The organism is Priestia sp. YIM B13486, assembly GCF_042787865.1.
In the GTDB taxonomy this organism is placed as follows: domain Bacteria; phylum Bacillota; class Bacilli; order Bacillales; family Bacillaceae_H; genus Priestia; species Priestia megaterium.
The window spans coordinates 560,943-584,900 of record NZ_JBHZOZ010000001.1; the positions used below are offsets into that span (position 1 = coordinate 560,943).

Consider the following 23,958-nt stretch of genomic DNA (forward strand, 5'->3'; position numbering starts at 1 on the left):
CCAAGGATGTAAAGCCTTTGCGTTTAATTTATCAAATTTACATCATTTACATTTTACGTATTAACGTTTTTTAACGAAAAAAGAGCACCTGTATCAGGTACTCTTCTTTATGTGATCGTTCTTCTTAATACGTCATTAATGTGAATACATCATAACCGTCTAGTTTGTCACGGCCATCAAGGTAAGAAAGTTCAATTAAGAACGCAGCTCCAACAACAATTCCGCCTAATTCTTCGACAAGCTTAATTGTCGCTTCAATTGTACCGCCTGTTGCTAATAAATCATCTGTAATCAACACGCGCTGACCTGGCTTAATTGCATCTTTGTGAATCGTTAATACGTCTTTACCGTATTCTAAACCGTAATCTACTTTGATTACTTCACGCGGTAATTTTCCTTCTTTACGAACAGGTGCAAAACCGATACCTAACGCATATGCTACTGGACAACCAACGATAAATCCGCGAGCTTCCGGTCCTACGATAATATCAACTTGTTTATCATTCGCATATTTTACAATCTCATCCGTTGCGGCACGGTATGCATCACCATTGTCCATTAATGTTGAGATATCTTTAAATGTAATACCTGGTTTTGGCCAGTCAGGTACAATTGTAATATAATCTTTAAAATTCATTCTAATGTTGCCTCCTCATTCCATCGAACGCTTAAAAATATCTTGAAATTGATTTTTAAGCTGTACATATGACGTATAAATAAAGTTTTTTTCTATTTCAATCTGCTGCTGCTTTTGGCGATAAGTCGCAGATTCTATTAAATCACGTTTCGCAGAATTTTTCACTAACGAAATTAAGCCATTGTTTATTGTAACAAATTCTAACTCAAAAAACACCTTTGCCATAAAATCAATCGTTTCTTTTGACCAGCCCTTATGAATCGCTAAATCTTCTTTGTAGCGTTTTAAATCAAATGGACCCTTTTTCGCTAAAAAGCCGTAAAACCATTTAAAATGATCGCGAGTTGGGATTGTATCAAAATAATGGTCTTCTTCCGTTAAGAAAATAGCGTATAGTCTAGAAGGGATACCTTGGACAAACAAACATTCAAGCCATTTCTGTGAAGGAGGCAAATCTAATAAAACGATTTGTTCCCCTGCAAACATACATGCTTTTGCCTGTTCTTCATCTTGAATAAGAACAACATGCTCCATCGGCAGCAACGACTTGTATTTATCAATTGTTGAAGCGTGGAAAGCAACAACTTTCATTTGATCCGTAAATACCTGCTGAAAGAAACGTTTGACATCAACTGCACTGCGATAATCAAACATCTGCCATTCATCTACAGAAATATCTTCCACCATCAGCTGCGGCTTGCGCATATTATTCCACTCATTAATAGATAGTTCACCTACTAATGATACTTTAGCTATAGGAGATACTTCATCTAATATATAGCCTAACCCAAATCCTACTGCATCAACCGATACACCGCTGTCTTCAAATACGAGTTTTAAATGATTTTTATTAGCACCAATTTTCCGCATAGATGTTGTATGAACATCTTTAATGAGAACTTTTGGCTTCGGGTTATGCATACCAAATGGAGCAAGCGCACTCATTTGTTCAATGTTTTCCAGCGTAATTTCCTCTGTTGTGCATACTGTATCAACTGATGTAATTGGAATAAAATCCTGTTTGGTTAACACGTTGCTTGCTTGTTCATTAAGACGTCTGCGCAGCTCTTCTACATCATCGCTGTTTAATGTCATGCCGGCTGCCATTGGGTGCCCTCCAAAATGTGGCAAAATGTCACGGCACTTAGATAAGTTCGCGAATAAGTCAAAACCTTCGATACTTCTTGCTGAACCCTTGGCAATACGGTTTTCAGAGTCAATACTTAGTACAATTGTTGGTCTGTAGAATTTTTCTACGAGCCTAGAAGCGACAATTCCAACAACGCCTGCATTCCATCCTTCTCCCTCTACAATAAGAACGCTGTTTTCACCCGGAGGATACATACTCTCAACAAATTCAACGGCTTCTTCTGTAATATCGTTTACGATTTGCTGCCTTTCCTTGTTTAACGCATCAATTTCTTTAGCTAAACCTTTTGCCTCTTCAGCATTTGTCGTCATAAGCAAATGAACAGCTGGATCGGCATCTTGAAGACGTCCTACTGCATTAATGCGAGGAGCCATCGCAAATCCAATTGTATCCTCATTAATTTCTTCACGTTTTACTCCACATACGCTCAGCAGCGCTTCAATTCCGGTGCGCTTCGTGAGCTTGAGATAATCAAGACCTTTGCGAGCAATTAAGCGGTTTTCGTCCACTAAAGGAACTAAGTCAGCAATTGTCCCAATTACTGCTAGTTCTAACAAATGTTCCGGAAGCTCCCCTAACAGCGCATGAGCGAGTTTAAAAGCCACCCCTACACCTGCCAGTTCTTTAAATGGATATGTACTTCCCGGCAGCTTTGGATGAATAATTGCATAAGCATCCGGTAAAACTGGCCCCGGCTCGTGGTGATCGGTAATAATTAAATCAAAATTTAATTCACGTGCATACGCAGTTTCTTCGACTGCCGAAATACCTGTGTCTACCGTAATCACCAGCTGATAGCCGCCCGCGTTTATTTTATCAAATGCCGCCTTATTCGGCCCATAACCTTCTGTAAAGCGATTAGGAATATAAAAATCAACATCAGCTCCAAGCTGCTGTAAAGCAGTTAACATAACAGAAGTGCTGCTGACGCCGTCAGCATCGTAATCTCCATAGATCATAATTTTTTCATTATGATCAATTGCTTGCTGAATACGAGCTACTGCTTTGTCCATATCGTGCAACAAAAACGGATCGTGGAACGTTTGTGCATCAACGTGTAAAAACTCACGCGCCGCTTCTACTGTTGTCATGCCTCTATTAAGTAATAACGAAGCTACTAGAGGTGTAATATTGAGGTTTTCTACAAATTCATTAACAAGTTGTTCATCACATTCTTGAACATTCCAACGTTTTTTTGACTGTAACATGTCTCTTCACCCCTTAACCCACATTATTATACTAGAGTGGATGAAATGGAGCAACGAAAGAAAATAAGCACATTTTTCTGACAGTACGTCTTGAATTTTCACGCACAAAAAAAACGTGCGAATACTTCGCACGTTTTTGAATTACTTGCTTTCTACTTCTTTTTGTTCCTCACGCTTCAACTGTTTTCCTTTCCACACAAGCCATAGCTGAGCAGCAATAAACACAGATGAATATGCACCAAGAATTAAACCTACTAACAGAGCAATTGAGAAGTTTTGAATCGATTCACTTCCGAATAGAAGAAGTGCTACAACTGCAATCACAACTGTTAACACGGTATTCATCGAACGAGTAAACGTTTCACGCAAACTTAGATTTACGATAAACGCTAAGTCGTCAAACGTTTTGGATTTAAATTTCTGCATATTTTCACGAATGCGGTCAAACGTAACGATCGTATCGTTAATTGAGTAACCAACAATCGTCAAGACAGCAGCAATAAACGTTAAATCAACCTCTAACTTCGTTAAGCTGAAGACCGTAACGATAAAGAACGCATCATGCAATAGGGCAAGCACGGCTGCAAGTGCCATGTAAAACTCAAACCGTATCGTTACATAGATAATAATTCCAATTGAAGCAATGGCAATTGCCATCATTGCATTTTTCGCCAGTTCTTTTCCAACCGTCGGCGAAACGGTGCTTACATTTGGTTCAGAACCATATTTATCTTTAAAATGATCTTTTAAATTGGCAATTTCTTTTTTATTCAAGACCCCAACTACACGTACGACACCCGTGTCATTACCTTTTCCTGTAATGACTACGTCATCCGTTTTGATATTAATGGACTTCATTTCACGCTGTATCTCAGACTGTGTAACGGTATGATTTGCTGGAATCTCTATACGAGTTCCGCTCGTAAAGTCAATACCAAGGTTCAATCTGAACACAACAACCGAGATAATACCGATAATAACAAGGACGCTTGAGAACGTGAAGAATGCTTTACGGTATTTAACAAAATCAAGTTTATCCCATGCTGTAGGCAAAACGGTTGTGCCGTCGTCTTTACTTAGGTCGTGAATTTGTTCTTTCTTTACGCCAAAGTAGCCTGGTTTTTTATCAAACCAGCGGCTATTTACTAAAAGACTCATTAATAACCGCGTACCGTATACGGCCGTAATAAAGCTTAGTACAATCCCGATCATTAACGTTGTAGCAAATCCTTTTACTGAACTTTGACCATAAAAGAACAATACAAGAGCCGCTAGCATCGTTGTAATATTGGCATCAAAAATGGTCGCAAGAGAGCGACGATTTCCTGCCCGGTATGCAGATATAACAGACCTTCCTGTTTTCAGTTCATCTTTAATCCGCTCGTAGGTAATGATATTCGCATCTACTGCCATACCTACGCCGAGAATAAGAGCCGCGATACCTGGAAGCGTCATAACCACGTGCATCAAGTCAAATACAACTAAGTTCAAGTAGATATAGAAACTGAGTGTAATAATAGCAATAAGCCCCGGTAAACGGTAGAAAAACAGCATGTAAAGGAAGATAATTCCGATGCCGATAATACCCGCTAATATAGTCGTGTGAAGAGCTTCTTCTCCAAACTGTGCTCCAACGGATGTAGAGTATAGCTCATCCAATTTAACCGGCAGCGACCCGGCGTTTAGTAATTCCGCCAGCTGTGTTGCACTTTTCACTGTGAAGTTTCCACCTGAAATCTCAACATCTGGCTGTGTTAACACGCTGCTAACAGAGGCTGCAGATAGATACTTCGGATTTTGTTTTGTCGCTTCTTTTTGGTACGAGTCTTTTCCTTCTTCATAGTCCAGCCAAATGACAATTAAATTGTTAGGTGCTGGTTTTTGAGAAAGCTCTCGCGTGATCTTTTCAAATTTTTTCGCTTTTTTTAACTTTAGTGAGACGCTAGGCTGATTACTTTGGTCAAACGATTGCTTTGCTCCGCCTTGCGCTAAGTCTGTACCATCCATCAACACCTTATCGTTCACGTCACGGAACGTTAAGTTTGCTTGAGTTGATAACAGATCCCTGGCTTGCTTTTGATTCGTGACACCAGCTAGCTGAACGCGGATACGGTCATTTCCTTCAATTTGAATGCTAGGCTCACTAACTCCCAGTACATCGACACGTTGACGCAGCGCTTCAACCGTGCTGTTAAGTGCCTTTTTGTCAATGACATCGCCTTTTTTAGCTGGACTGACTTTATATAAAATTTCAAATCCACCTTGAAGGTCGAGGCCAAGTTTAATATCTTTTGTAATTCCAGTCATCGTTGTTCCGATTGTACTAAACACAAGCAGTACTAAGAGGAAAAAGGCAACGATACGTCCTCTTTTAACCATCGACAGAAAATCCTCCTTCTTATGTAAAAAACATGAAATGATAACAATAGATAAATGACCAATCTAATTATCATTCATAACCTAATGTCTGTCAAATAAAGACCTTATCAAATTTTAATACATGTATTTTACAAACTCTACTTTAATAATTCTTTCCAGTCTTCTCCATTATTAACACTTGAGAACATATCAGATTTATAAGATTCAATTGTTACATAGCTCATCACCTGCGTGATCTTAACAGATAAAATATCATTTACCACTTGATGGAGAGATAGCTCCTTTTCTTTTTTCCATTTTTTCATTTCTAAATAACTCAATAAATCGTTCTCCGTTACTTCTTCATATCCAAGCATATGAAATTCTTCCATTTTGCTGGATAAGACAGGCTGTATAAGTTCTTTCGAAGCTGAAATAAATGGATGTGTCATATCGATCCTCCTTTCTGTTTGACATTTCGCGTAAAATTTCTTTCTCGTATGAGGAATACTTGTCATGCTTGGACACCGGGGACGCATATATTCACTGTATAAACCTCAAGAAAGCAGTGAGTATATGTCTAAATTTTTACAGGGAACTATTATTTTAATAATTGCTGGCTTAATTACACGTGTACTCGGGTTTGTCAATCGAATTGTGGTGGCTCGAATGATTGGAGACGAAGGTGTGGGACTTTATATGATGGCGGTCCCCACGCTGGTATTAGTAATCACCTTAACACAGCTTGGGCTACCGGTTGCCATATCCAAGTTAGTGGCAGAAGCAGAAGCTTTAGGTGACAGGCATAAAATAAAAAAAATACTTGTCGTCTCTTTAAGTATTACGTGTACGCTGAGCGTTTTATTTACGCTCGGACTAATATTATTCGCTCCCGTTGTAGCAAAAACCTTCTTTACAGATTCACGTACGATCTATCCGCTGCTTGCGATTATTCCAGTTATTCCAATCATCGCCGTCTCGTCTGTCATCCGCGGATATTTTCAAGGAAAGCAGCAAATGAAGCCTGCTGCTTATTCTCAAATTATCGAACAAGTGGTGCGCATTACGTTAATTGCCGTATGTACAAAAGCATTTTTGCCCTATGGAATTGAGTACGCTGCGGCTGGTGCTATGCTATCTTCCGTATTTGGAGAACTAGCTTCACTGTTTTATATGATGTTTATGTTCAAGCGAAAGAAGAAAATAACGGTGAGACGAAAATTTTTTGCTTCTTTACATGCGGGCAAAGATACGTTCTTTGACTTAATGCGAATTGCTCTTCCCACGACAGGAAGCCGCATGATTGGGTCAATTTCTTGGTTTTTAGAACCGATTGTAGTAGCTCAAAGTTTAGCAATTGCAGGAGTAGCGACAGCTGTAGCAACGAAGCAGTACGGAGAATTAACAGGCTTTGCACTCCCTCTCCTGATGCTGCCTTCTTTTGTAACGGTGTCTCTATCCACGTCTTTGGTTCCCGCAATCAGTGAATCTCTTGCACAGAATCAAATGAAGCAAATCGAATATCGGCTTCATCAAGCTCTCCGCTTGTCGTTTGTAACAGGCGGGCTAGCCGTTGTTGTTCTTTATGTATTTGCTAATCCGGTAATGGAATTGATGTATGGTTCTGACAAAGCTGCTATTTTTGTCAAAGTCATGGCGCCTTTTTTTATCTTTTATTACTTTCAAGGGCCGCTTCAAGCTGTTCTGCAGGCGCTAGACCTTGCAAAAGCCGCCATGATTAACAGTTTTATAGGAGCAGCGGTCAAAACATCTCTTATCTTCTTACTCGCAACTCAGCCAAACCTAGGCATTATGGGAGCTGGTCTTGCAATTGTTGTGGGAATGATGCTTGTCACTCTTTTACACCTGTCTACCGTCATGAAAAAAATCACGTATAAGATTCATGTGTTTGAGTATCTTCGCAGTTTTTCTGTAATGGGAATATCAGGTTTTACCGGACACTTCGCTTATATGAACCTTTTCACTTCCATCCCTTTGAGCTTACGAACCGTTTTATCGATTGCACTTACAAGCGTTGTATACGTACTGTTTTTGCTGCTTTTTAGACTGATAACAAAAGAAGAATTAAACCGTTTTTCTGTTTTACGCTATTTTAAACGAAAATAAAACGCGGAGCAATCCGCGTTTTATTGTTTCACATCTACCAAATCTATAAAAAATTTTCCGTTGTCGTAGCTGCAATATGAAATCTTATCTAAGTTTGAATACCCTCGCTTTTCCAGCTCTGTCCTTAACCATTCCGTCGTTTTATGTTCATGCAGCAGATGCTCTTCTTGAATAATGCCGTCAATGATAAAAGGCAAATTCAAATTGCCTTTTTCACCTGATTGCTGATCTTTCTCAAACACGGATAGCCTTCCTGAAGATTCTAAAATAGCAAATTCAACATCAGCTACATTTTTTATATTTTTATCACGCAGCTGCACGAGCAAGTCATTGAAGTTATATCGCTGCCTTTTCATTTCATGTTCGTTTATTTTTCCGTTTTCAATGATAATACTAGGTTTGCCATCAATAAAATTTCGCATTCGATTGCTTTTAAGAGACCATATAGCTAAGCCGATTTGAATAATAAGAAGCGTTAACATCGGAAGAATTGAATACAGCAAAGGATCTTTTGGGTTTTCAATAGCCATTACTGCCATTTCAGCAATCATAATAAAGACAACTAAATCCAAAATGCTCAGCTCTCCTATTTCCCTTTTACCCATGACGCGAAAAATAATTAAAACTACTACGTATAAAAGCACGGTTCGCGCAACCATAATCAATAGTTCCACTGCAAAGACCTCCTTTATGTATTCCCTTGTAGTTTGTACCATTTATTTTAAAATAGCCTTACTTTTATGCGTCTATTTTGAAGTCATCCCGAATATGCTCGTACTAAGGGTTCACCTATCTTTTTATTTCATGAGGGGGAAACAAGTTGGGTGCAAAACGAATGAGCAACGCTGTATTTGCAGGAGTAGCAACAATCTTAGTGATGGCTTTAGCGATTAGCATTATCTTTTCGCTTATTTTAAAGTTTACATCGCTTGAAGAACAGTCGGTCCGTTTATTTTTACTTATTCTCTCATTTATTACACTGTTTATCGGAGGATTTATCGCGGGAGGACGAAACGGTTCAAAAGGACTTCTCGTTGGAGGAGCCACTGGTGTTTCTTATTCTTTTTTAATGTTTTTACTACAATTTCTCGGCTATAGTCACCTGTTTTCTGCACAGCAGCTCTTATTTCACGCTGGATTTATTGGAGTCGCTATTCTAGGGGGAATTGTTGGCGTAAACATTGCCGGTTCACGAGAAGCATAAAAAAACGTCACGTACATGTACGTGACGTTTTTTTTATTAATCTACGCTTCTTACTTCACGAATAGCATTGCGGTCAAACGTTAATTTTGAACCGTCAGTGCTGCGAACCACAACTTGTGACTCATCAATTGCGTCTACCAAACCGTGCATACCGCCAATTGTAACAACCTTATCACCTTTTTTAAGTGTTGATTGCATTTGCTGTACGTTTTTTTGACGTTTTTGCTGTGGACGGATTAACAAGAAATAGAAAATGACAAACATTAAAAGTAATGGCCAAATATTTTGTAAAACTCCCATGAAAACTCCTCCTTTTATTTATATTATCAACAGGTACTCATTCATAAATTTGATGAAAATTCCTGTAGTGACCTAGAAATTCTTTGCGTCTGGACCGTTAAACCCATATTTTTCAAAGAACTCATCACGGAAATCGCCAAGTCGGTCTTCGCGAATGGCTTCACGGACTTGCTCCATTAAGTTTAGCAGAAAATATAAGTTATGGTAAGATGTTAAACGAATTCCAAACGTTTCATTACAACGAATTAAGTGGCGAATATACGCTCTTGAATAATTTTGACACGTGTAGCAGTCACAGTTTGGATCAATCGGACCGAAGTCTTCTGCATATTTTGCATTTTTAACAACAAGACGACCTTCGCTTGTCATAAGCGTTCCGTTACGTGCAATACGCGTTGGTAATACGCAATCAAACATATCGATCCCGCGAATCGCTCCATCAATTAACGAGTCAGGTGATCCTACTCCCATTAAATAACGTGGTTTATCGGTTGGTAAGTATGGCGTCGTAAACTCAAGCACACGATTCATCACATCTTTTGGTTCTCCAACTGACAGCCCTCCCACAGCATAACCTGGGAAGTCCATTGAAACTAAATCAGCTGCACTTTGACGGCGTAAATCTTCAAACTCTCCGCCTTGAACAATTCCAAAAAGACCTTGGTCTTGAGGGCGGCTGTGAGCCTCAAGGCATCGCTCTGCCCAGCGGCTTGTGCGTTCAACTGAACGTTTTAAGTAGTCATATTCTGCTGGATAAGGTGGGCATTCATCAAATGCCATCATAATATCAGACCCAAGCGCATTTTGAATGTCCATCGCTTTTTCTGGAGATAAGAAAAGCTTGTCTCCATTCAAATGGTTGCGGAAATGGACGCCTTCTTCTTCAATACGGCGCAAATCACTTAAGCTAAAAACTTGGAAGCCGCCTGAATCCGTTAAGATGGGACGATCCCAGTTCATAAATTTATGAAGGCCTCCCGCTTTTTCAACAATTTCATGACCAGGACGAAGCCATAAATGATACGTATTACTTAAAATAATGCCTGCTCCCATTGCTTTTAAATCTTCCGGAGACATTGTTTTTACTGTAGCTAATGTGCCTACTGGCATAAAAATAGGTGTTTCAAATGAGCCGTGAGGCGTATGGACAATCCCTAAACGCGCTCCTGTTTGTTTACAAGTTTTTATATGTTCGTAACGAATTGCTGTCATTGATGTATTCCTTTCATGTTAAATTACAAAATTAGCATCGCGTCGCCGAAGCTGAAAAAGCGATACTTCTCTGCTACAGCTTGTTCATAGGCAGAAATGACGTTTTCTCTTCCTGCTAAGGCACTTACAAGCATAATGAGCGTAGATTTTGGAAGGTGGAAATTTGTAATCATTCCATCAATTGCTTTAAATTCATACCCTGGGAAGATAAAAATGTTGGTCCAGCCTGAAGAAGCAACAAATTTGCCGTTATGCTCAGTTGCAATCGTTTCAAGGGTACGGGTAGAAGTTGTGCCTACTGAAATAATGCGACCGCCTTTTTCACGTACGCTGTTTAGTAAAGCAGCGGTTCCTTCACTCACTTGATAAAACTCTGAGTGCATATCGTGCTCTTCTAAGTCGTCAACGCTGACTGGACGGAATGTACCCAATCCGACATGAAGCGTTAAAAATGCAATATGCACACCTTTTTCTTTTAACTGTTCAAGCATCTCTTCTGTAAAGTGAAGACCTGCTGTTGGCGCTGCTGCAGAACCTTGTTCGCGAGCAAAAACCGTTTGGTAGCGCTCTTGATCATCCAAGCGTTCTTTAATATAAGGCGGCAACGGCATTTCTCCTAGTTGTTCCAGAACCTCATAAAAGATGCCTTCATAGTTGAATTCCAACAAACGTCCGCCTTGGTCGCTCGTTTCTTTACATACAGCTGTCAGACGTCCGTCACCAAACGAAATAACCGTGCCTTCTTTTACTCGCTTAGCCGGTTTTACAAGCGTCTCCCACGTATCGCCTTGTGTTTGTTTTAAAAGCAATACTTCAATATTAGCACCTGTATCTTCTTTTGTCCCAAATAATCGTGCAGGAAGAACACGCGTGTCGTTTAACACTAAACAATCTCCTTCTTGCACATAATCAAGAAGGTCATGAAACATATGATGCTTCACACTTCCTGTTTCCTTGTTTAATACCATGAGTCTTGACGCATCTCGCTGCTCAAGCGGCGTTTGGGCAATCAATTCTTCTGGTAAATGAAAATCAAATAAATCTACTTTCAAAATGTTCACCTGTTTCTACTTAATTATTTAAATTTGCCAATTACATAAAAAATAAGTGATAACACAACGCTTACTAGAATACATGTCACAATCGGGAAATAAAAGGTTGTATTTCCTTTTTTGATAAAAATATCGCCAGGAAGCTTGCCAACGAACTGCCATAACAGCCCAATGACGACTAAAATGCCCCCTAATGTGATAAGCATCTTAGGCATATCATTCACTGATCAGGCACCTCCAGCTGAAAATGATCATAAACCAAAGGCGTCACAATTCGTCCTCGCGGCGTTCGCTGCAAAAAGCCGATTTGCAATAGATACGGCTCGTATACGTCTTCAATTGTGTGAGACTCTTCACCAATAGTAGCCGATATGGTGTCTAACCCTACAGGTCCGCCCCTAAATTTTTCGATAATCCCTCTTAATAATTTATGGTCAATATGATCAAGACCTAAACGGTCCACCTGCAACATTTCTAATGCTTCGTTGGCAAGCCTTTCGGTTATGGCTCCGTCTCCTTTGACCTGAGCAAAATCTCTGACTCTTCGAAGCAAGCGATTCGCAATACGCGGGGTTCCCCTAGCACGCCTAGCCATCTCAAACGTAGCTTTCTCATCAATCTCTACATCTAAAATAGCGGCTGTCCTTTCCACTATCGAAGCAAGATCTTCTTCTTGGTAATATTCTAAACGGCTTAAAACGCCGAATCGATCACGCAAAGGAGAAGATAAAAGCCCTGCTCTTGTCGTTGCACCTACTAGCGTAAACGGAGGCAAATCCAGACGGACGGAACGTGCACTCGGTCCTTTTCCAATAACAATATCTAAACAGAAATCTTCCATTGCTGGGTACAGTACTTCTTCAACCGAACGATTTAATCGATGAATTTCATCAATAAAAAGCACATCTCCAGGCTCTAAGCTGGTTAAAACTGCGGCTAAATCGCCTGGACGCTCAATAGCTGGTCCTGAGGTCGTTCGGATTTGCACGCCCATTTCATTAGCGATAATAGTAGCAAGAGTTGTTTTCCCCAATCCTGGAGGACCATATAAAAGCACGTGATCTAACGTTTCGCTTCGCATTTTGGCAGCTTTAATAAAAATGTCCAGATGGGATTTTACTTTATGCTGACCAATATACTGCTGTAAGGTTTGCGGCCGCAAACTTTGCTCGATGATTTCTTCTTCACCAAGAACATCTCCCGTTACAATACGATCGTCCATTTTACTCCTCCCTTACTTATTGTTTCAATAATCGCTTTAACGCTTCTTTAATATACTGATCCGTTGTCATCGTTTCCTTCATTAAAGCCGGAACAATTTTTTTGATTTCTCTTTCTGCATAACCTAATACTTTAAGTGCTTCAATCGCTTCATCCAGTGCTTCTGAACTTTGAGATTTGACTTCTTGTGCGTCCAAATCTGCGAATAAAGAAGGAACGGCATCTGGTACAATATCATGCAGCTTTCCTTTTAAATCTAGAATCATCTGTCGAGCTGTTTTTTTACCTACTCCTGGAAACTTAACTAAAAACTTCTCATCTTCCTCTTCCACAGCTTGGACAACCTGCGCTGGATTACCTGACGCTAAAATAGCTAAACCGCCTTTTGGGCCAATTCCTGACACGCTAATTAACTTCATAAATAAATCCTTTTGTTCTCGGGAAGCAAACCCGTAAAGTGCAATTACGTCTTCTCTTACATATTGATAGGTGTAAACCGTCTTTGGTTGTTCATCAATTGAAAATACATATGGATTCGGCGTAAAGACTTGATAGCCTATCCCATTGTTTTCGATTACTACATACTCAGGATTTATATATGTAACAGTACCTTTGATATAATCAAACAATAAGCTCTCTCCTTAATCACGTACGCGCGGGCAGTGACCTTCCACTTTGCCTACGAAGAATCCTGCCAGCATCGTTCTCTATTTTCCTTTAAAGCTGCTTTTTAAAAAGACGTTCAAGAGAACGTTTGCCTCTTTTCATCTTTGCCAACCTATTTTTACAATAGCTATAAAAAATAGAACCGCACACTTTTATTGATGAATGACCTTTTAAAATATATACAATACTAGACTGCTGAATACCATTTTAACATATCGCCAAAAGCAAATAGAAGCAATTTAGAATGTTGCATTCAATAATTATTTTACCATACTAAAAAACGGCTGCTTGATTGAAAGCGGCCGCTGCTGGAGCTGATAGATTTTATAGAAATTAATGAGGGAAAGATATTCATCTTTTGATTGAATGCGAATACCTTTCTTTAATTGTTCATGCTGATAGCTCTCAAGCCTTTTGATGTCAATTTGAAAAAACGATTGTATAATGTGCTGCGACGAAGCTGGTTTGCCTTCAAATGCTGAGAGAATACCGTTAACAGAAAGCCCTACATAACCGTTCTCTTTTAAAATAGGTGAAATATCGTCTATGCTTGTTCTAAAAACTAGCTCTTGATCCGTTTCTTTAAGCAGTCGCCAATTTTTATATTTTTTCATTAATTGTTTTTTCGTCATAGAAGGGCTTTTGATCATCTCTTGACTTACAACTCCATCCACATACACGCGCTCAAGAAATAATGTCATCGGCTCCTTTTCATTCGCATCTGCACGGTATGGCATTATACAAAGCACAATACTTACTAGCATTAAAAAAGCTGCTTGATGAATGACTTTCTTCACTCACCTTCACCTCACACGTTAATCATACTCTTTTTAGTATTATCTAAAAAGGTTTTGTGAAAATCTACACTAATAGTTTGACCTACTTATTTTCTTTTATCCTCTTATTTTATGAAGCAAATCCCTTTTACGATATTATGTTAAGAAAACATGGCGTATTTGTTACACTTGCACACTATTTGTAAAATTTTCTCTTGAACGTTTTAATTAAATTTTCGCAGGGTATGTACATAGTGGAAGTAATTGTAAGGACTTCTATTATCTATTTTCATAAAAAAGGGAGCTGAAGTAATGAGAATGAATAAACGTGTAGTCGGAACTTTTTTTTCAGAGAAAGAAGCTTTAGATGTTATCCATAATTTAAAGCGTCAAGGTTATCGAGAAACAGACATTATGGTTATTTCTAACAGTAAAAGCAATACATTTCAAATAGGTCACGATACAAATGTAATTATTGAAGCTGGTTCACCTGCCGTAAGTTCATTAGCTGGCGTCATGATGGATAACTTTTTTACCATGATGACAGGCGGCATGGGGCTCAAACAAGGAAACGGCTTGAAATCAAAATTAATCCGCATGGGCATACCAGACTTCTCAGCCGTGCAGTGCGAAACAGATGTAGCTGCTGGTAAAATTCTAATCTTGATAGATGCCGTAAGCTCTGAACAAACTCCAGCGTACGGAACCTATACGGAACACAACGAGCATAGAGCCGTCCAACTACGTGAAGAAAAATTAGATGTCTTAAAAGAACGCGTCCAAGTGGGTGAAGTAAAACTCCACAAAAAAGTAATAGAGGAAGAAAGAACTGTACACGTTCCTGTTACGAGAGAAGAGTTTTATATTGAACGTCGCCCTGTAGTTGATGGAGACTATAACACTGGGCCACTTACAGAAGATGAAATTATTCGTGTTCCAATCATGGAAGAACGAGTGGAAATAACCAAAAGACCAGTTATTGTTGAAGAAGTAATTATAGGAAAAAAACTTATTCAAGAAACAAAAGAATGGACTGAAACAATTAAAAAAGAAGAAGCAAGCGTAGAACCTGATGGACTCGCGAGCCCTGAAGTATACGAAAATATGATGAACTATACAGACCATACTTACGCTCAAGTTTCTGCAGCTCTAGCAAGCGACGTGGAAGCTGAATACGAAAATAGTCAGACAACTAACAACGAGAAGCCAAACACACAAGCTAATGAGACAAGCTCTTCTGCAAAAAATGTAAAAAATACAAAGAGTGTCGCTACGGCACCAGCAGATACGAAAAAAAGAGAAGGTCGCCTCAAACAAAATGAAACTAACGCTCAAAAGGAAGAAGCGGAATCCAAAACAACAAACAAATCTGCTTCTAACAAGAAAAATTAATAGTTACATGTTCGAGGAATAGCTGCCTGGCTTCAATGGCAGCTTTTTTATATGTCTTCTCATCAAAAAAAACAGCCGTCCTTCACAGACAGCTGCTTCTTCATTTAACGATGTTTATGATTGACATTCTCATCGACTGATTCAAATAGACCATTGAAATTAGTTTGAATCGTATTTCGGTCTTTTCCATTTCGAATATCGTCATCAAGAGAGCGAGCGTTCATAAATACATCATGATCTACTTTTACTTGAACATTGTAGTCCTTTGCAATAGGCTTTACTTTATCGAGCACGTTTTGTTTTAAACGGCCGTTATTTATGTCTTTGGCCGGATCCACAGCAACTAATAGCTGATCTCCACGGACAACGGCGCGACTATTTTCTACACCTTTAACGCTTGCAGCCCGATCAGCCACTTTTTCCGTAAAGTCTCTTGGATAATCTTCACCATAATACATATTAGCAACGCCATTTGTACGATCATTTGTATTATTGATGTTTCCATAAGGGTTTGTCGGATTGTCAAAACGTCCATCACTTACGTTTAACGGATAATTAGGTGTTCCATTCCCATCTAAAACTTCAGTCATTGGACCTTTCGGATTATCTACGCGATGTTCATTCGCTTTTTCATTTGTATGATACCCAACAGGCTGTGTCGTATCTGTATAGCGCTGTTCCATACCTTGGTCTTTGTTATTGCAAGCGCCAAGTCCCATCATACATGCAAAAGCTAAAGAAGTTGCTACATACCTATTCAACATAATCGCCCCCTAATTTAAGCTCTATTTACTCTGAGCTTACTATTAGGATTAAAAGACGAGCCGTTTCTTATTCGATGAAGTGTTTATAAACTCTTTACATGTCATGTAGGTTTTGTAAGTGCTGGTAAATCACTCGATAAAAATGTGTACGCTGTGACCATTCTTCGACTGATTGTTGCATTAACCTTTGGCGATTTGCCCATGATAAAGCAGAGGCATTTATATTCCAGTTTCTCATCAGCATCGATGGAAATAGTAAAGAAGCAAGAAAAAAACGCTGCTTGCTTAATTCTTTTATTTTCGAGTGTTGAAGTAGTTCTTTCATCGACCACTGGACGTAAGGCAAAAAGCGCTGCACAAGCTGAACATAGTCATAAAGAGCAGGAGCTTTAGCCGATAAGTCAAAATCAATCATAACAATACCCAAGTGGTTTGTTTTCAAGAAATTATGTGAAGCAACGTCACCGTGAATAATGGAACAGTTCAACTCACTATCTTTGAAACGTTCCATTAAGACTAAAGCTTTTTCTCCCCAATTCACAATGTCTTTATATACATGAAATTGATTAAATTCCCTAAATATATGTGAGGTTTCTCGAAAAGAGGAAAGCCGCTTTTTCCATTTTAAAATAAGATCATACTCAGAAAGCTTGGTATACGCGGCTAGTTTCTTTTTATGAACTTCTCCATGATAGCGGATCAATGCTTGTAATACTTCTTCGCGATCCTGAAAACTTTCATACGTTACCTCTTTTACTTGCTTAACAAAAGGCATCATCGCCCAATACAAATGACGGTCCTTTATATAAAGTTCACCTTCTGGGTAAGCTTCGAAATTAACAGCGTACCCTTGTTGAATCTGAGATAAAAAATGATAAACATGTTCAATTTTACTTTTGTCTCTGTATGCTTTTATTACTTTTTTTCCTTTATTCGTATCCGCTATGATGACATGAGGCTTTTTCATACGATAGGTCTCAACGTGAATATCTCTTTTTTTCAAATAGAGAAAGAGACGATTTAAATTAAAATCGTCTCGTGTATAATAATCAATCTTCATCTTCGTCGTACTCATCATATTCTGGAATACTAAATGCATTTGGGTCAAACGCAGGATACGGAGGTACACCAATCATGCCATATGGGGCTGGATAGGGTGCCCTTGGGTCCTGAAAGCCATAAGGTACCTGCTGTTGGTACTGTGGATAAGGCTGCTGTGGTGCATAGTCTTCAGGTCTTGGTTCACCGCAGCCGCAGTCTCCTTGCTGCTGTGGCGCATAGTGCTGCCCATAATGGTAAGGCGCGTTTCCATAACCATCGGAAGAACTTTCATAATGGCCACCTGTCATAGCTCCTTGTACTTGTGGATACATCGGTGCTTGATGATAGGCCGGATAAACGGGCTGCTGATATCCCCATGGAGGCGGACAAGGAGAACATTGTACCGGTCCATAGCAGCTGTGTGGCATCATTGGATACATTGGCATCGGTGCCATGTGAGCGCCCATCGCATGTTCTTCGAACGACTCGTTTTCATAACCGTGATGATACATTGGAGCCTGTTGATACATTGGCATTGGATATGGCTGCGGTGCATACATTGGCGGATGACACGGCATATAATTAAATCCGCAGCCTGGCATTACAGGCGATATCGGCATGATTGGGTAACATGGCATTTGAGGAGGCATTTCTATACTCTCCATCTCTGGACTTTCTGGCGATTCATGCTTAGGTAGTTCTTTTGGTGCTTCTTTTTTTGGAGCCTGCATCGCCATATTAACGGTGTAATAATTGTTAATATCAATCTCAGGTGCAATTGGCTTTAATTTAGGAAGCTTTGGCGCAACTGGCATTTCTTTTTTAGGCTGCGCAATGGGTGCTTCTTTTTTAGGCTGCGCGACCGGCGCTTCTTTCTTTGGCTGCGCAATCGGCGCTTCCTTTTTCGGTTGAGCAATCGGTGCTTCTTTCTTTGGCTGTGCGATTGGTGCTTCTTTTATCGGTTGCATAAACGGTGTTTGAGCAGGCTGATTAGCTGACTTTTTCTCATCCGGACTTTCATCAATTTCCGTTACTGGATAAGCTTTTGTGGATTGGTCACTATAAGGGTGTTGAACTTTAGGCATTTCTTTTATACCAGGTGAAGGAGCTCCTTCTTTTTGAACAGGCACTCCGCTTGTCGGCACTTTAATTTTCATCCCAGGCATGATCATGTCTGGATTGCTTAATTGAGAATTCGCTTTTTTTAACTCTTCAAAATTAACCCCATACTTTTCAGCGATTTTCCAAAGGGTATCCCCTTTTTGAACGATATGGATTTTCAACGTCATTCCCCTCCCGAGTAGAGTCTCTGCCATCTATATGTGCAAAATCAAAGTAAGTTCTGTTTGTTCATCACAAGATATGCCTTGAACCATTTTTTTATTCATTTTGCCCACAGTTTGGTTCAAGTTTTTATGATAAAGAAAAAAAGACTTATCAACACAAACAATATGTCAATAAGTCTTCTTTTAGACCTTCTCTTTTTAATTGTCTTAAAAATCTTTATGCTCGTTCTAACATATTCGTTAGCGCTTTGATCGCCCCTTGTGCTGTATGTTTATCCACCTTGATTTGATTCACTTCTGTTCCTTCTTCGATGCTTTCTAAAGCCCAAAGCAAGTGAGGCAAATCAATTCGGTTCATCGTCAAACAAGGACACATATAGGGATTAAGCGAAACAATTTCTTTATCCGGATGACTGTTGATAATCCGTTTTACTAAGTTCATTTCCGTGCCAATGGCCCATTTAGAGCCTGAAGGGGCTTTTTCAATTGTATCAATAATATATTTTGTAGAACCTGCATAATCTGATTTTTGCACCACTTCATAAGAACATTCCGGATGAACAATAATATTCATCTCAGGCTGCTTCTCGCGTAAATAATCAATATTTTTAACCGTGAAATTTTCGTGCACAGAACAGTGACCTTTCCACAGAATCACCTTGATAATGTTTATATCCCCTTCATATTCAAGCATTTCTTCAATAGGATTCCAAATGGCCATTTCATCTAGTCCAACACCTAAATCATAAGCTGTGTTTCTGCCCAAATGCTGATCTGGTAAAAAGAGAATGCGCTCTTTTTTAGAAAATGCCCACTCCACCATATTTTTTGCATTTGAAGATGTTACAGTTGCCCCATCATGTTCGCCCACAAAAGATTTAATTGCAGCTGTAGAATTCACATACGTAAGCGGAATAATCGTATCTCCGAAAAGATCCTGTAAGACAGGCCATGCCTTTTCTGTTTGCTGAATAGTAGCCATATCAGCCATTGAACAGCCAGCTCGCATATCGGGTAAAATGACTTTTTGATTTTCAGCTGTTAAAATATCAGCTGTTTCTGCCATGAAGTGAACGCCGCAAAACACAATATGCTCAGCTTCTCTATTTTCAGCTGCTATTTGAGCCAGCTGTAAGGAGTCTCCTACCGCATCTGCAAATTCGTACACTTCATCTTTTTGATAATGATGGCCGAGCAGAAACAATTTGCTTCCGAGCTTTTTCTTGATTTCTAGTACTCTTCTTTTCATTTCATTTTCTGTGAGCTCTATATATTTAGCGGGCAGCGTTTGCTGCTGAAGCGTTTGTAATAAACTCATGATTTCCTGTTCCCCTTTCTGTTAATAAGTCCAAGCTGATATCGATAGCCCCTGCTGAATGCGTTAAAGCTCCAAGTGAAATATAGTCCACTCCGCTGTCCCTAAAAGAATGGAGCGTGCCAAGCGTAATTCCACCGGATGCTTCTGTGACAATATGAGCGGGAACCAGTGGTATCCAATCTTTAATGACTTCTGGAGAACAGTTATCGAACATAATGACATCTGCTCCTGCCTCTATTGCTTCTAGCAACTGACTTTTGTTTTCAATTTCTACTTCCACCTTAACCATATGTCCAACCTGCTCTCTTACTTTCACAACAGCGTCTAGAATAGATCCTGCATGTGCAATATGGTTATCTTTTAACATGACGCCATCGTACAATCCAAAACGATGATTATAACCTCCTCCAGCACGAACGGCATACTTCTCTAACATTCGCATACCAGGCGTTGTTTTTCGCGTGTCACATATACGCGTATGTGAGCTGCCAAGCAGCGCTACGGCTTTGTGCGTCATCGTGGCAATGCCACTCATTCTTTGAAGTAAGTTTAAGATTACCCGTTCACCGGTCAAAATAGATCGCACGGGTCCTGAAACGGTAGCTATTTTATCTCCAGGATTAAGAACATCTCCATCTTTTTTCTCCAAATTCACTTTCACGTCAGGGTCTATTAAATGAAATCCTTCTTTAATCAATTCCACACCTGCGATAATACCTGATTGCTTTGCCGTGAACACAGCTTCCCCTTGGTCAGACGGAGAAAAAATAGCTTCACAGGTTATATCTCCATCTCCAATGTCTTCTATAAAAAAAGACTGCAATAGTTTTTGTAATTTCAACGTGTTCATTGTGCTACCTTCACCTTTCTTTTTAGATTTTCTTGCTTATAAAATCAATGATTGTTTTGTTGAAGCAGCAGACTGCTTAATAATTCGCTTATGCTCCCATTCTTGGTTTTCATGCGGAAAGTCACTTCGGTAATGACCTCCTCTACTTTCTTTTCTAGCAAGAGAGGACTCGGCAATAAGCAGACCTGCAGCTAGCATATTGCAGATGGTCGCAGCTTTCCTCGAATATATAACTTCTTGGTCAAGAGGTATTCCATCTAGATAATTTGTGAATTCATGCACAATAGTAGACAATTCGTTTTCATGACGAATGATTCCTACACAATCCATCATTTTATGCTGAATTTGTCTTGTGGCAGGCAGTGTTTTAGGCATGTCTTTATAGACGTAACGGACGGGGGGATAACGAGATATCGTTCTCGCTTTATGTAAAATATGACGCCCTGTCCGTTTTCCAAATACAAGACACTCTAACAATGAATTGCTTGCTAGACGATTTGCTCCATGAACGCCTGTAGAAGAAGCTTCCCCCACGGCATACAATCCTTCAACGCTTGTTTGTCCGTAACCATCTACTTCAATTCCACCCATTAAAAAATGTGCGCCGGGAGTAACAGGTATTCGTTTTTTGTCCAGTTGAATTTTATACTTCCGACACAGTGCCGTAATCGTAGGAAATTTTTGTTGGAAATGAGCCACTTTTTCAATGTCTAAAAATACGGATCTTCCTTTTTTCATTTCATTAAAAATTGTCCTTGCTACAACATCTCGCGGTGCTAAATCCTTAAAGGGATGAACGCCTTCCATTATGCGTTCATTCCATTCATTTACCAGTACGCCACCTTCACCTCGAACCGCTTCGGATACTAGACCTTTCGCTTCATTTTGATACAAAAGCGTCGGATGAAACTGAACAAATTCTAAGTCCGCTAATTTTGCTCCAGCCCTGTACGCAAGCGCTAGCCCATCTCCCGTCGCAAGCGGCTGGTTGGATGTATGCTTGTACAAAGCGCCGATTCCTCCGGTAGCAATAACCGTTTGACGAGCATGATATATAGTAATTTTGTTGTTTTCACCTTGTCCGATAGCACCTCTGCACGTTCCATCTACAGTTATTAAATGCTGAATCATTTCGTTTTCAATGACTGTAATATATGGCAGTACTTCTTTTTTCAAAAAAGCGAACAGCGCTTGTCCTGTTGCATCCCCACCTGCATGGAGAATACGATTCGTACGATGGGCTCCTTCTTTTCCAAAATGCAGCGTACCATCTGGATTTTTATCAAACTTCATTCCTTTATGAATCAATTCATTTACTACAGCCGCACCTTCTTCCACTAAAGTGCGTACCGCTTGTTCATTGCAATGCTTATTGCCCGCAACCAACGTATCATAGAGATGTTCACTCCAGTGATCGCTGCTTCCAATAGCAGCTGCTACTCCGCCTTGAGCAAGAACTGAGTTATTGCGGTCAATTTTCCCTTTCGTTACCATTACAACTCTGTTATGACGACACAGTTCATAAGCTGCAGAAAACGCTGCTAATCCGCTTCCAATAATTAAAACATCCGTCTCTAACATTTTACACCTCTTTATTTACATGTGTCTTGACACCTATATTTACATATTATTAAATGAAAGACAAGAAGTTTTTTTATCGGAGGGAGAAAATGATTTATCTGGACTATGCAGCAACAACGCCAATGAGACAAGAAGCAATTGAAGTATATACTGAAGCGGCAACAAGCTATTATGGAAACTCCAGCAGTCTTCACACACTTGGAACACAAGCAGAAAATTTACTGACGCTATGCAGAAAAAAATTAAGCCTGTTAGTAAATTGCCGAGAGGATGATCTTTTTTTTACAAGTGGGGGAACAGAAGCTAATTACTTAGCTATTCATTCTCTTTTAAAAGGAAAAAATGATGAAAGAAAACATATAGTGACAACGAAGCTTGAACATTCTTCGGTGCTTCATACGTTGCAGCAGCTTGAAAAAGAAGGATTTTCCCTATCTTATGTACCTGTAGATCAAAGCGGAGTTGTGTCTGTAGACGACTTAAAGAAGACGATTCGACCTGACACTGTGCTAGTAGCCATTCAGCATATCAATCATGAGCTCGGTACAATTCAGCCAGTTGAGGATATTGGCCATTTTTTATCTAAAAAAGAAATTCTCTTTCACTGTGATTGTGTTCAATCTTTTTGTAAGCTTCCTATTGATGTTAAAAAGCTGAAAGCTGATAGCATCTCAGTCTCTAGTCATAAAATTTACGGACCAAAAGGTGTAGGAATGGTATACATGAATTCAAGTTCTTCTTGGAAGCCTATTTACCATAAAGCAACTCATGAAAAAGGCTTTCGCCCTGGGACTGTAAATACAGCGGGCATTGCTGCCTTTACTGCAGCAGCTGAATGCGCATATGCAGAAATGAAGACCGCCCGAAGCCATTATGAGCGCTTAAAATCGTACTTACTGGAAAACCTAGAGCCTCTTGCTCCTTTTATAGAAGTAGAAGGCCTTGGGAACTCTCATTTTCCTGGAATTATGGGACTGACGTTTTCAAACATACAGGGTCAATATGTTATGTTACAATGTAATCGTCACGGAATTGCTATCTCTACGGGAAGTGCCTGTCATGTAAATCAGCAGGAACCATTAGCTTCTCTGCTTGCAATTGGCAAATCGACTGCGAATGCTAAGAATTTTGTCCGTATTTCATTCAGTCAACATTCAACGTTTAAGCATATTGATCGACTCATATCCGTTTTTCATTTATTACAGCAAGAATTTATGACAGTGTAAAAGGAGGGATTAAAGGTGCCAGGAACTCAAAAGAAAATTCTTGGAGAAGAAAGAAGAGAACTTATTCTACAATGGTTAAAAACAGAGAATAAACCAATGACAGGCAGTGAGCTTTCGAAACGAACGAACGTTAGCCGCCAAGTCATTGTACAAGATATTTCGCTGCTGAAAGCTAAAAATGAGCCCATTATCGCAACAAGCCAAGGATATATTTACATTCAAAATCCATCTCAAACTACCGTGCATCAGCGAATTATTGCCTGTCAGCATACGCCAGAAGATGCTGAAAAGGAGCTTCTCCTGCTTGTTGACCACGGCGTTCTCGTAAAAGATGTAACCGTTGAACACCCTGTGTATGGTGAATTAACCGCTTCCGTTATGATTCAAACCCGAAAAGAAGTAGAAACGTTTATAGAAAAAATTCAAGAAACAAACGCAACTTATTTATCTCAGCTAACAGATGGGATTCACCTTCATACGATTGAAGCAGATACAATTGAAAAACTGAATGCTGCCTGCTTAGCTCTTGAAGCGGAAGGCTATTTAGTTTCGAATGAATAAAAAGGTGTTATAACAAAAAAATCCCGCT

General features: G+C 39.6%; 23 protein-coding genes. 5 read left to right on the forward strand and 18 right to left on the reverse strand.

Annotated features, from left to right (window positions below; genetic code table 11):
• Positions 1-124 precede the first annotated feature (124 nt).
• The 4 genes from ACFX4G_RS02875 to ACFX4G_RS02890 form a co-directional block, all read right to left on the reverse strand.
• Positions 125-637: an adenine phosphoribosyltransferase gene (locus ACFX4G_RS02875; protein WP_013059309.1), complete on the reverse strand. Its 513-nt coding sequence runs from the start codon at positions 635-637 to the stop codon at positions 125-127.
• Between the two features lie 15 nt (positions 638-652).
• Positions 653-2,995 carry a single-stranded-DNA-specific exonuclease RecJ gene (gene recJ, locus ACFX4G_RS02880; protein ID WP_377572804.1) on the reverse strand — a complete coding sequence of 781 codons (2,343 nt, stop codon included), beginning with the start codon at positions 2,993-2,995 and terminating at the stop codon, positions 653-655.
• Positions 2,996-3,136: 141 nt separating this feature from the next.
• Entirely contained in the window at positions 3,137-5,374 is a 2,238-nt protein-coding gene (secDF, locus tag ACFX4G_RS02885) for a protein translocase subunit SecDF (protein ID WP_377572806.1), read from the reverse strand.
• Positions 5,375-5,511: 137 nt separating this feature from the next.
• Positions 5,512-5,805: a post-transcriptional regulator gene (locus tag ACFX4G_RS02890; protein WP_025750585.1), complete on the reverse strand. Its 294-nt coding sequence runs from the start codon at positions 5,803-5,805 to the stop codon at positions 5,512-5,514.
• Positions 5,806-5,869: 64 nt separating this feature from the next.
• On the opposite strand from ACFX4G_RS02890, the gene spoVB reads away from it, so the two are divergent.
• The gene (gene spoVB / locus ACFX4G_RS02895; protein WP_097824628.1) at positions 5,870-7,480 is read left to right on the forward strand and encodes a stage V sporulation protein B; all 1,611 of its coding nucleotides are present in this window, start codon (positions 5,870-5,872) and stop codon (positions 7,478-7,480) included.
• Between the two features lie 20 nt (positions 7,481-7,500).
• Here the strand turns inward: spoVB and ACFX4G_RS02900 are convergent, their stop codons facing one another.
• Positions 7,501-8,154 (reverse strand): DUF421 domain-containing protein, encoded by a 654-nt coding sequence (locus ACFX4G_RS02900; RefSeq protein WP_405105263.1) that lies wholly within the window; start codon positions 8,152-8,154, stop codon positions 7,501-7,503.
• A 146-nt stretch (positions 8,155-8,300) separates the two neighbouring features.
• On the opposite strand from ACFX4G_RS02900, the gene ACFX4G_RS02905 reads away from it, so the two are divergent.
• On the forward strand, positions 8,301-8,684 hold the full coding sequence (locus ACFX4G_RS02905; RefSeq protein WP_013085105.1) for a TIGR04086 family membrane protein: 384 nt from the start codon (positions 8,301-8,303) through the stop codon (positions 8,682-8,684).
• Positions 8,685-8,720: 36 nt separating this feature from the next.
• Here the strand turns inward: ACFX4G_RS02905 and yajC are convergent, their stop codons facing one another.
• The 7 genes from yajC to ACFX4G_RS02940 all read right to left on the reverse strand — a co-directional run bounded on the left by yajC (position 8,721) and on the right by ACFX4G_RS02940 (position 13,932).
• Positions 8,721-8,984 carry a preprotein translocase subunit YajC gene (gene yajC / locus ACFX4G_RS02910; protein ID WP_043976131.1) on the reverse strand — a complete coding sequence of 88 codons (264 nt, stop codon included), beginning with the start codon at positions 8,982-8,984 and terminating at the stop codon, positions 8,721-8,723.
• Positions 8,985-9,056: 72 nt separating this feature from the next.
• Positions 9,057-10,196: a tRNA guanosine(34) transglycosylase Tgt gene (gene tgt, locus ACFX4G_RS02915; protein WP_057245353.1), complete on the reverse strand. Its 1,140-nt coding sequence runs from the start codon at positions 10,194-10,196 to the stop codon at positions 9,057-9,059.
• Between the two features lie 23 nt (positions 10,197-10,219).
• Positions 10,220-11,248: a tRNA preQ1(34) S-adenosylmethionine ribosyltransferase-isomerase QueA gene (queA, locus tag ACFX4G_RS02920; protein ID WP_013059318.1), complete on the reverse strand. Its 1,029-nt coding sequence runs from the start codon at positions 11,246-11,248 to the stop codon at positions 10,220-10,222.
• Between the two features lie 23 nt (positions 11,249-11,271).
• Entirely contained in the window at positions 11,272-11,472 is a 201-nt protein-coding gene (locus ACFX4G_RS02925) for a DUF2905 domain-containing protein (protein WP_013059319.1), read from the reverse strand.
• Positions 11,469-12,470: a Holliday junction branch migration DNA helicase RuvB gene (gene ruvB / locus ACFX4G_RS02930; protein ID WP_013059320.1), complete on the reverse strand. Its 1,002-nt coding sequence runs from the start codon at positions 12,468-12,470 to the stop codon at positions 11,469-11,471. Before ruvB ends, ACFX4G_RS02925 begins: the two co-directional genes overlap by 4 nt.
• Before the next feature lie 16 nt (positions 12,471-12,486).
• Positions 12,487-13,098, reverse strand: coding sequence for a Holliday junction branch migration protein RuvA (gene ruvA / locus ACFX4G_RS02935; RefSeq protein ID WP_013059321.1), 612 nt, complete (start codon positions 13,096-13,098; stop codon positions 12,487-12,489).
• Positions 13,099-13,395: 297 nt separating this feature from the next.
• On the reverse strand, positions 13,396-13,932 hold the full coding sequence (locus tag ACFX4G_RS02940; protein ID WP_116372478.1) for a BofC C-terminal domain-containing protein: 537 nt from the start codon (positions 13,930-13,932) through the stop codon (positions 13,396-13,398).
• Positions 13,933-14,223: 291 nt separating this feature from the next.
• Here ACFX4G_RS02940 and ACFX4G_RS02945 point away from each other — a divergent pair, with 291 nt between their 5' ends.
• Positions 14,224-15,303, forward strand: a complete 1,080-nt coding sequence (locus tag ACFX4G_RS02945; protein WP_377572809.1) for a YsnF/AvaK domain-containing protein — start codon at positions 14,224-14,226, stop codon at positions 15,301-15,303.
• Between the two features lie 104 nt (positions 15,304-15,407).
• Here the strand turns inward: ACFX4G_RS02945 and ACFX4G_RS02950 are convergent, their stop codons facing one another.
• The 6 genes from ACFX4G_RS02950 to nadB form a co-directional block, all read right to left on the reverse strand.
• Positions 15,408-16,067: a YhcN/YlaJ family sporulation lipoprotein gene (locus ACFX4G_RS02950; protein ID WP_013059324.1), complete on the reverse strand. Its 660-nt coding sequence runs from the start codon at positions 16,065-16,067 to the stop codon at positions 15,408-15,410.
• 94 nt (positions 16,068-16,161) lie between these two features.
• Entirely contained in the window at positions 16,162-17,127 is a 966-nt protein-coding gene (locus ACFX4G_RS02955) for a phosphotransferase (RefSeq protein WP_241771328.1), read from the reverse strand.
• The gene (gene safA, locus ACFX4G_RS02960; RefSeq protein ID WP_043976124.1) at positions 17,117-18,397 is read right to left on the reverse strand and encodes a SafA/ExsA family spore coat assembly protein; all 1,281 of its coding nucleotides are present in this window, start codon (positions 18,395-18,397) and stop codon (positions 17,117-17,119) included. Before safA ends, ACFX4G_RS02955 begins: the two co-directional genes overlap by 11 nt.
• 214 nt (positions 18,398-18,611) lie before the next feature.
• Positions 18,612-19,712 carry a quinolinate synthase NadA gene (gene nadA / locus ACFX4G_RS02965; RefSeq protein WP_377572811.1) on the reverse strand — a complete coding sequence of 367 codons (1,101 nt, stop codon included), beginning with the start codon at positions 19,710-19,712 and terminating at the stop codon, positions 18,612-18,614.
• On the reverse strand, positions 19,669-20,562 hold the full coding sequence (nadC, locus tag ACFX4G_RS02970) for a carboxylating nicotinate-nucleotide diphosphorylase (protein ID WP_025750594.1): 894 nt from the start codon (positions 20,560-20,562) through the stop codon (positions 19,669-19,671). The genes nadA and nadC overlap by 44 nt, the downstream gene beginning before the upstream one ends.
• A 36-nt stretch (positions 20,563-20,598) precedes the next feature.
• A complete protein-coding gene (gene nadB, locus ACFX4G_RS02975; protein WP_097824630.1) occupies positions 20,599-22,143 on the reverse strand; it encodes an L-aspartate oxidase in 1,545 nt (514 codons plus the stop codon).
• Between the two features lie 89 nt (positions 22,144-22,232).
• Between nadB and ACFX4G_RS02980 the strand changes: the two genes are divergently transcribed.
• Both ACFX4G_RS02980 and ACFX4G_RS02985 read left to right on the forward strand, forming a co-directional pair.
• Positions 22,233-23,369, forward strand: a complete 1,137-nt coding sequence (locus ACFX4G_RS02980; RefSeq protein WP_377572814.1) for an IscS subfamily cysteine desulfurase — start codon at positions 22,233-22,235, stop codon at positions 23,367-23,369.
• Positions 23,370-23,384: 15 nt separating this feature from the next.
• Entirely contained in the window at positions 23,385-23,930 is a 546-nt protein-coding gene (locus ACFX4G_RS02985; protein ID WP_047932161.1) for a transcription repressor NadR, read from the forward strand.
• The last annotated feature ends 28 nt before the right edge of the window (positions 23,931-23,958 follow it).

Bases quoted from the DNA above. Each gene is read 5' to 3' on its own strand.
- ACFX4G_RS02875 (WP_013059309.1), bottom strand. From the start codon at position 637: ATGAATTTTAAAGATTATATTACAATTGTACCTGACTGGCCAAAACCA.
- recJ (WP_377572804.1), bottom strand. From the start codon at position 2,995: ATGTTACAGTCAAAAAAACGTTGGAATGTTCAAGAATGTGATGAACAA.
- secDF (WP_377572806.1), bottom strand. From the start codon at position 5,374: ATGGTTAAAAGAGGACGTATCGTTGCCTTTTTCCTCTTAGTACTGCTT.
- ACFX4G_RS02890 (WP_025750585.1), bottom strand. From the start codon at position 5,805: ATGACACATCCATTTATTTCAGCTTCGAAAGAACTTATACAGCCTGTC.
- spoVB (WP_097824628.1), top strand. From the start codon at position 5,870: ATGCTTGGACACCGGGGACGCATATATTCACTGTATAAACCTCAAGAA.
- yajC (WP_043976131.1), bottom strand. From the start codon at position 8,984: ATGGGAGTTTTACAAAATATTTGGCCATTACTTTTAATGTTTGTCATT.
- tgt (WP_057245353.1), bottom strand. From the start codon at position 10,196: ATGACAGCAATTCGTTACGAACATATAAAAACTTGTAAACAAACAGGA.
- ruvB (WP_013059320.1), bottom strand. From the start codon at position 12,470: ATGGACGATCGTATTGTAACGGGAGATGTTCTTGGTGAAGAAGAAATC.
- ACFX4G_RS02945 (WP_377572809.1), top strand. From the start codon at position 14,224: ATGAGAATGAATAAACGTGTAGTCGGAACTTTTTTTTCAGAGAAAGAA.
- ACFX4G_RS02950 (WP_013059324.1), bottom strand. From the start codon at position 16,067: ATGTTGAATAGGTATGTAGCAACTTCTTTAGCTTTTGCATGTATGATG.
- ACFX4G_RS02955 (WP_241771328.1), bottom strand. From the start codon at position 17,127: ATGAAGATTGATTATTATACACGAGACGATTTTAATTTAAATCGTCTC.
- safA (WP_043976124.1), bottom strand. From the start codon at position 18,397: ATGACGTTGAAAATCCATATCGTTCAAAAAGGGGATACCCTTTGGAAA.
- nadA (WP_377572811.1), bottom strand. From the start codon at position 19,712: ATGAGTTTATTACAAACGCTTCAGCAGCAAACGCTGCCCGCTAAATAT.
- nadC (WP_025750594.1), bottom strand. From the start codon at position 20,562: ATGAACACGTTGAAATTACAAAAACTATTGCAGTCTTTTTTTATAGAA.
- nadB (WP_097824630.1), bottom strand. From the start codon at position 22,143: ATGTTAGAGACGGATGTTTTAATTATTGGAAGCGGATTAGCAGCGTTT.
- ACFX4G_RS02980 (WP_377572814.1), top strand. From the start codon at position 22,233: ATGATTTATCTGGACTATGCAGCAACAACGCCAATGAGACAAGAAGCA.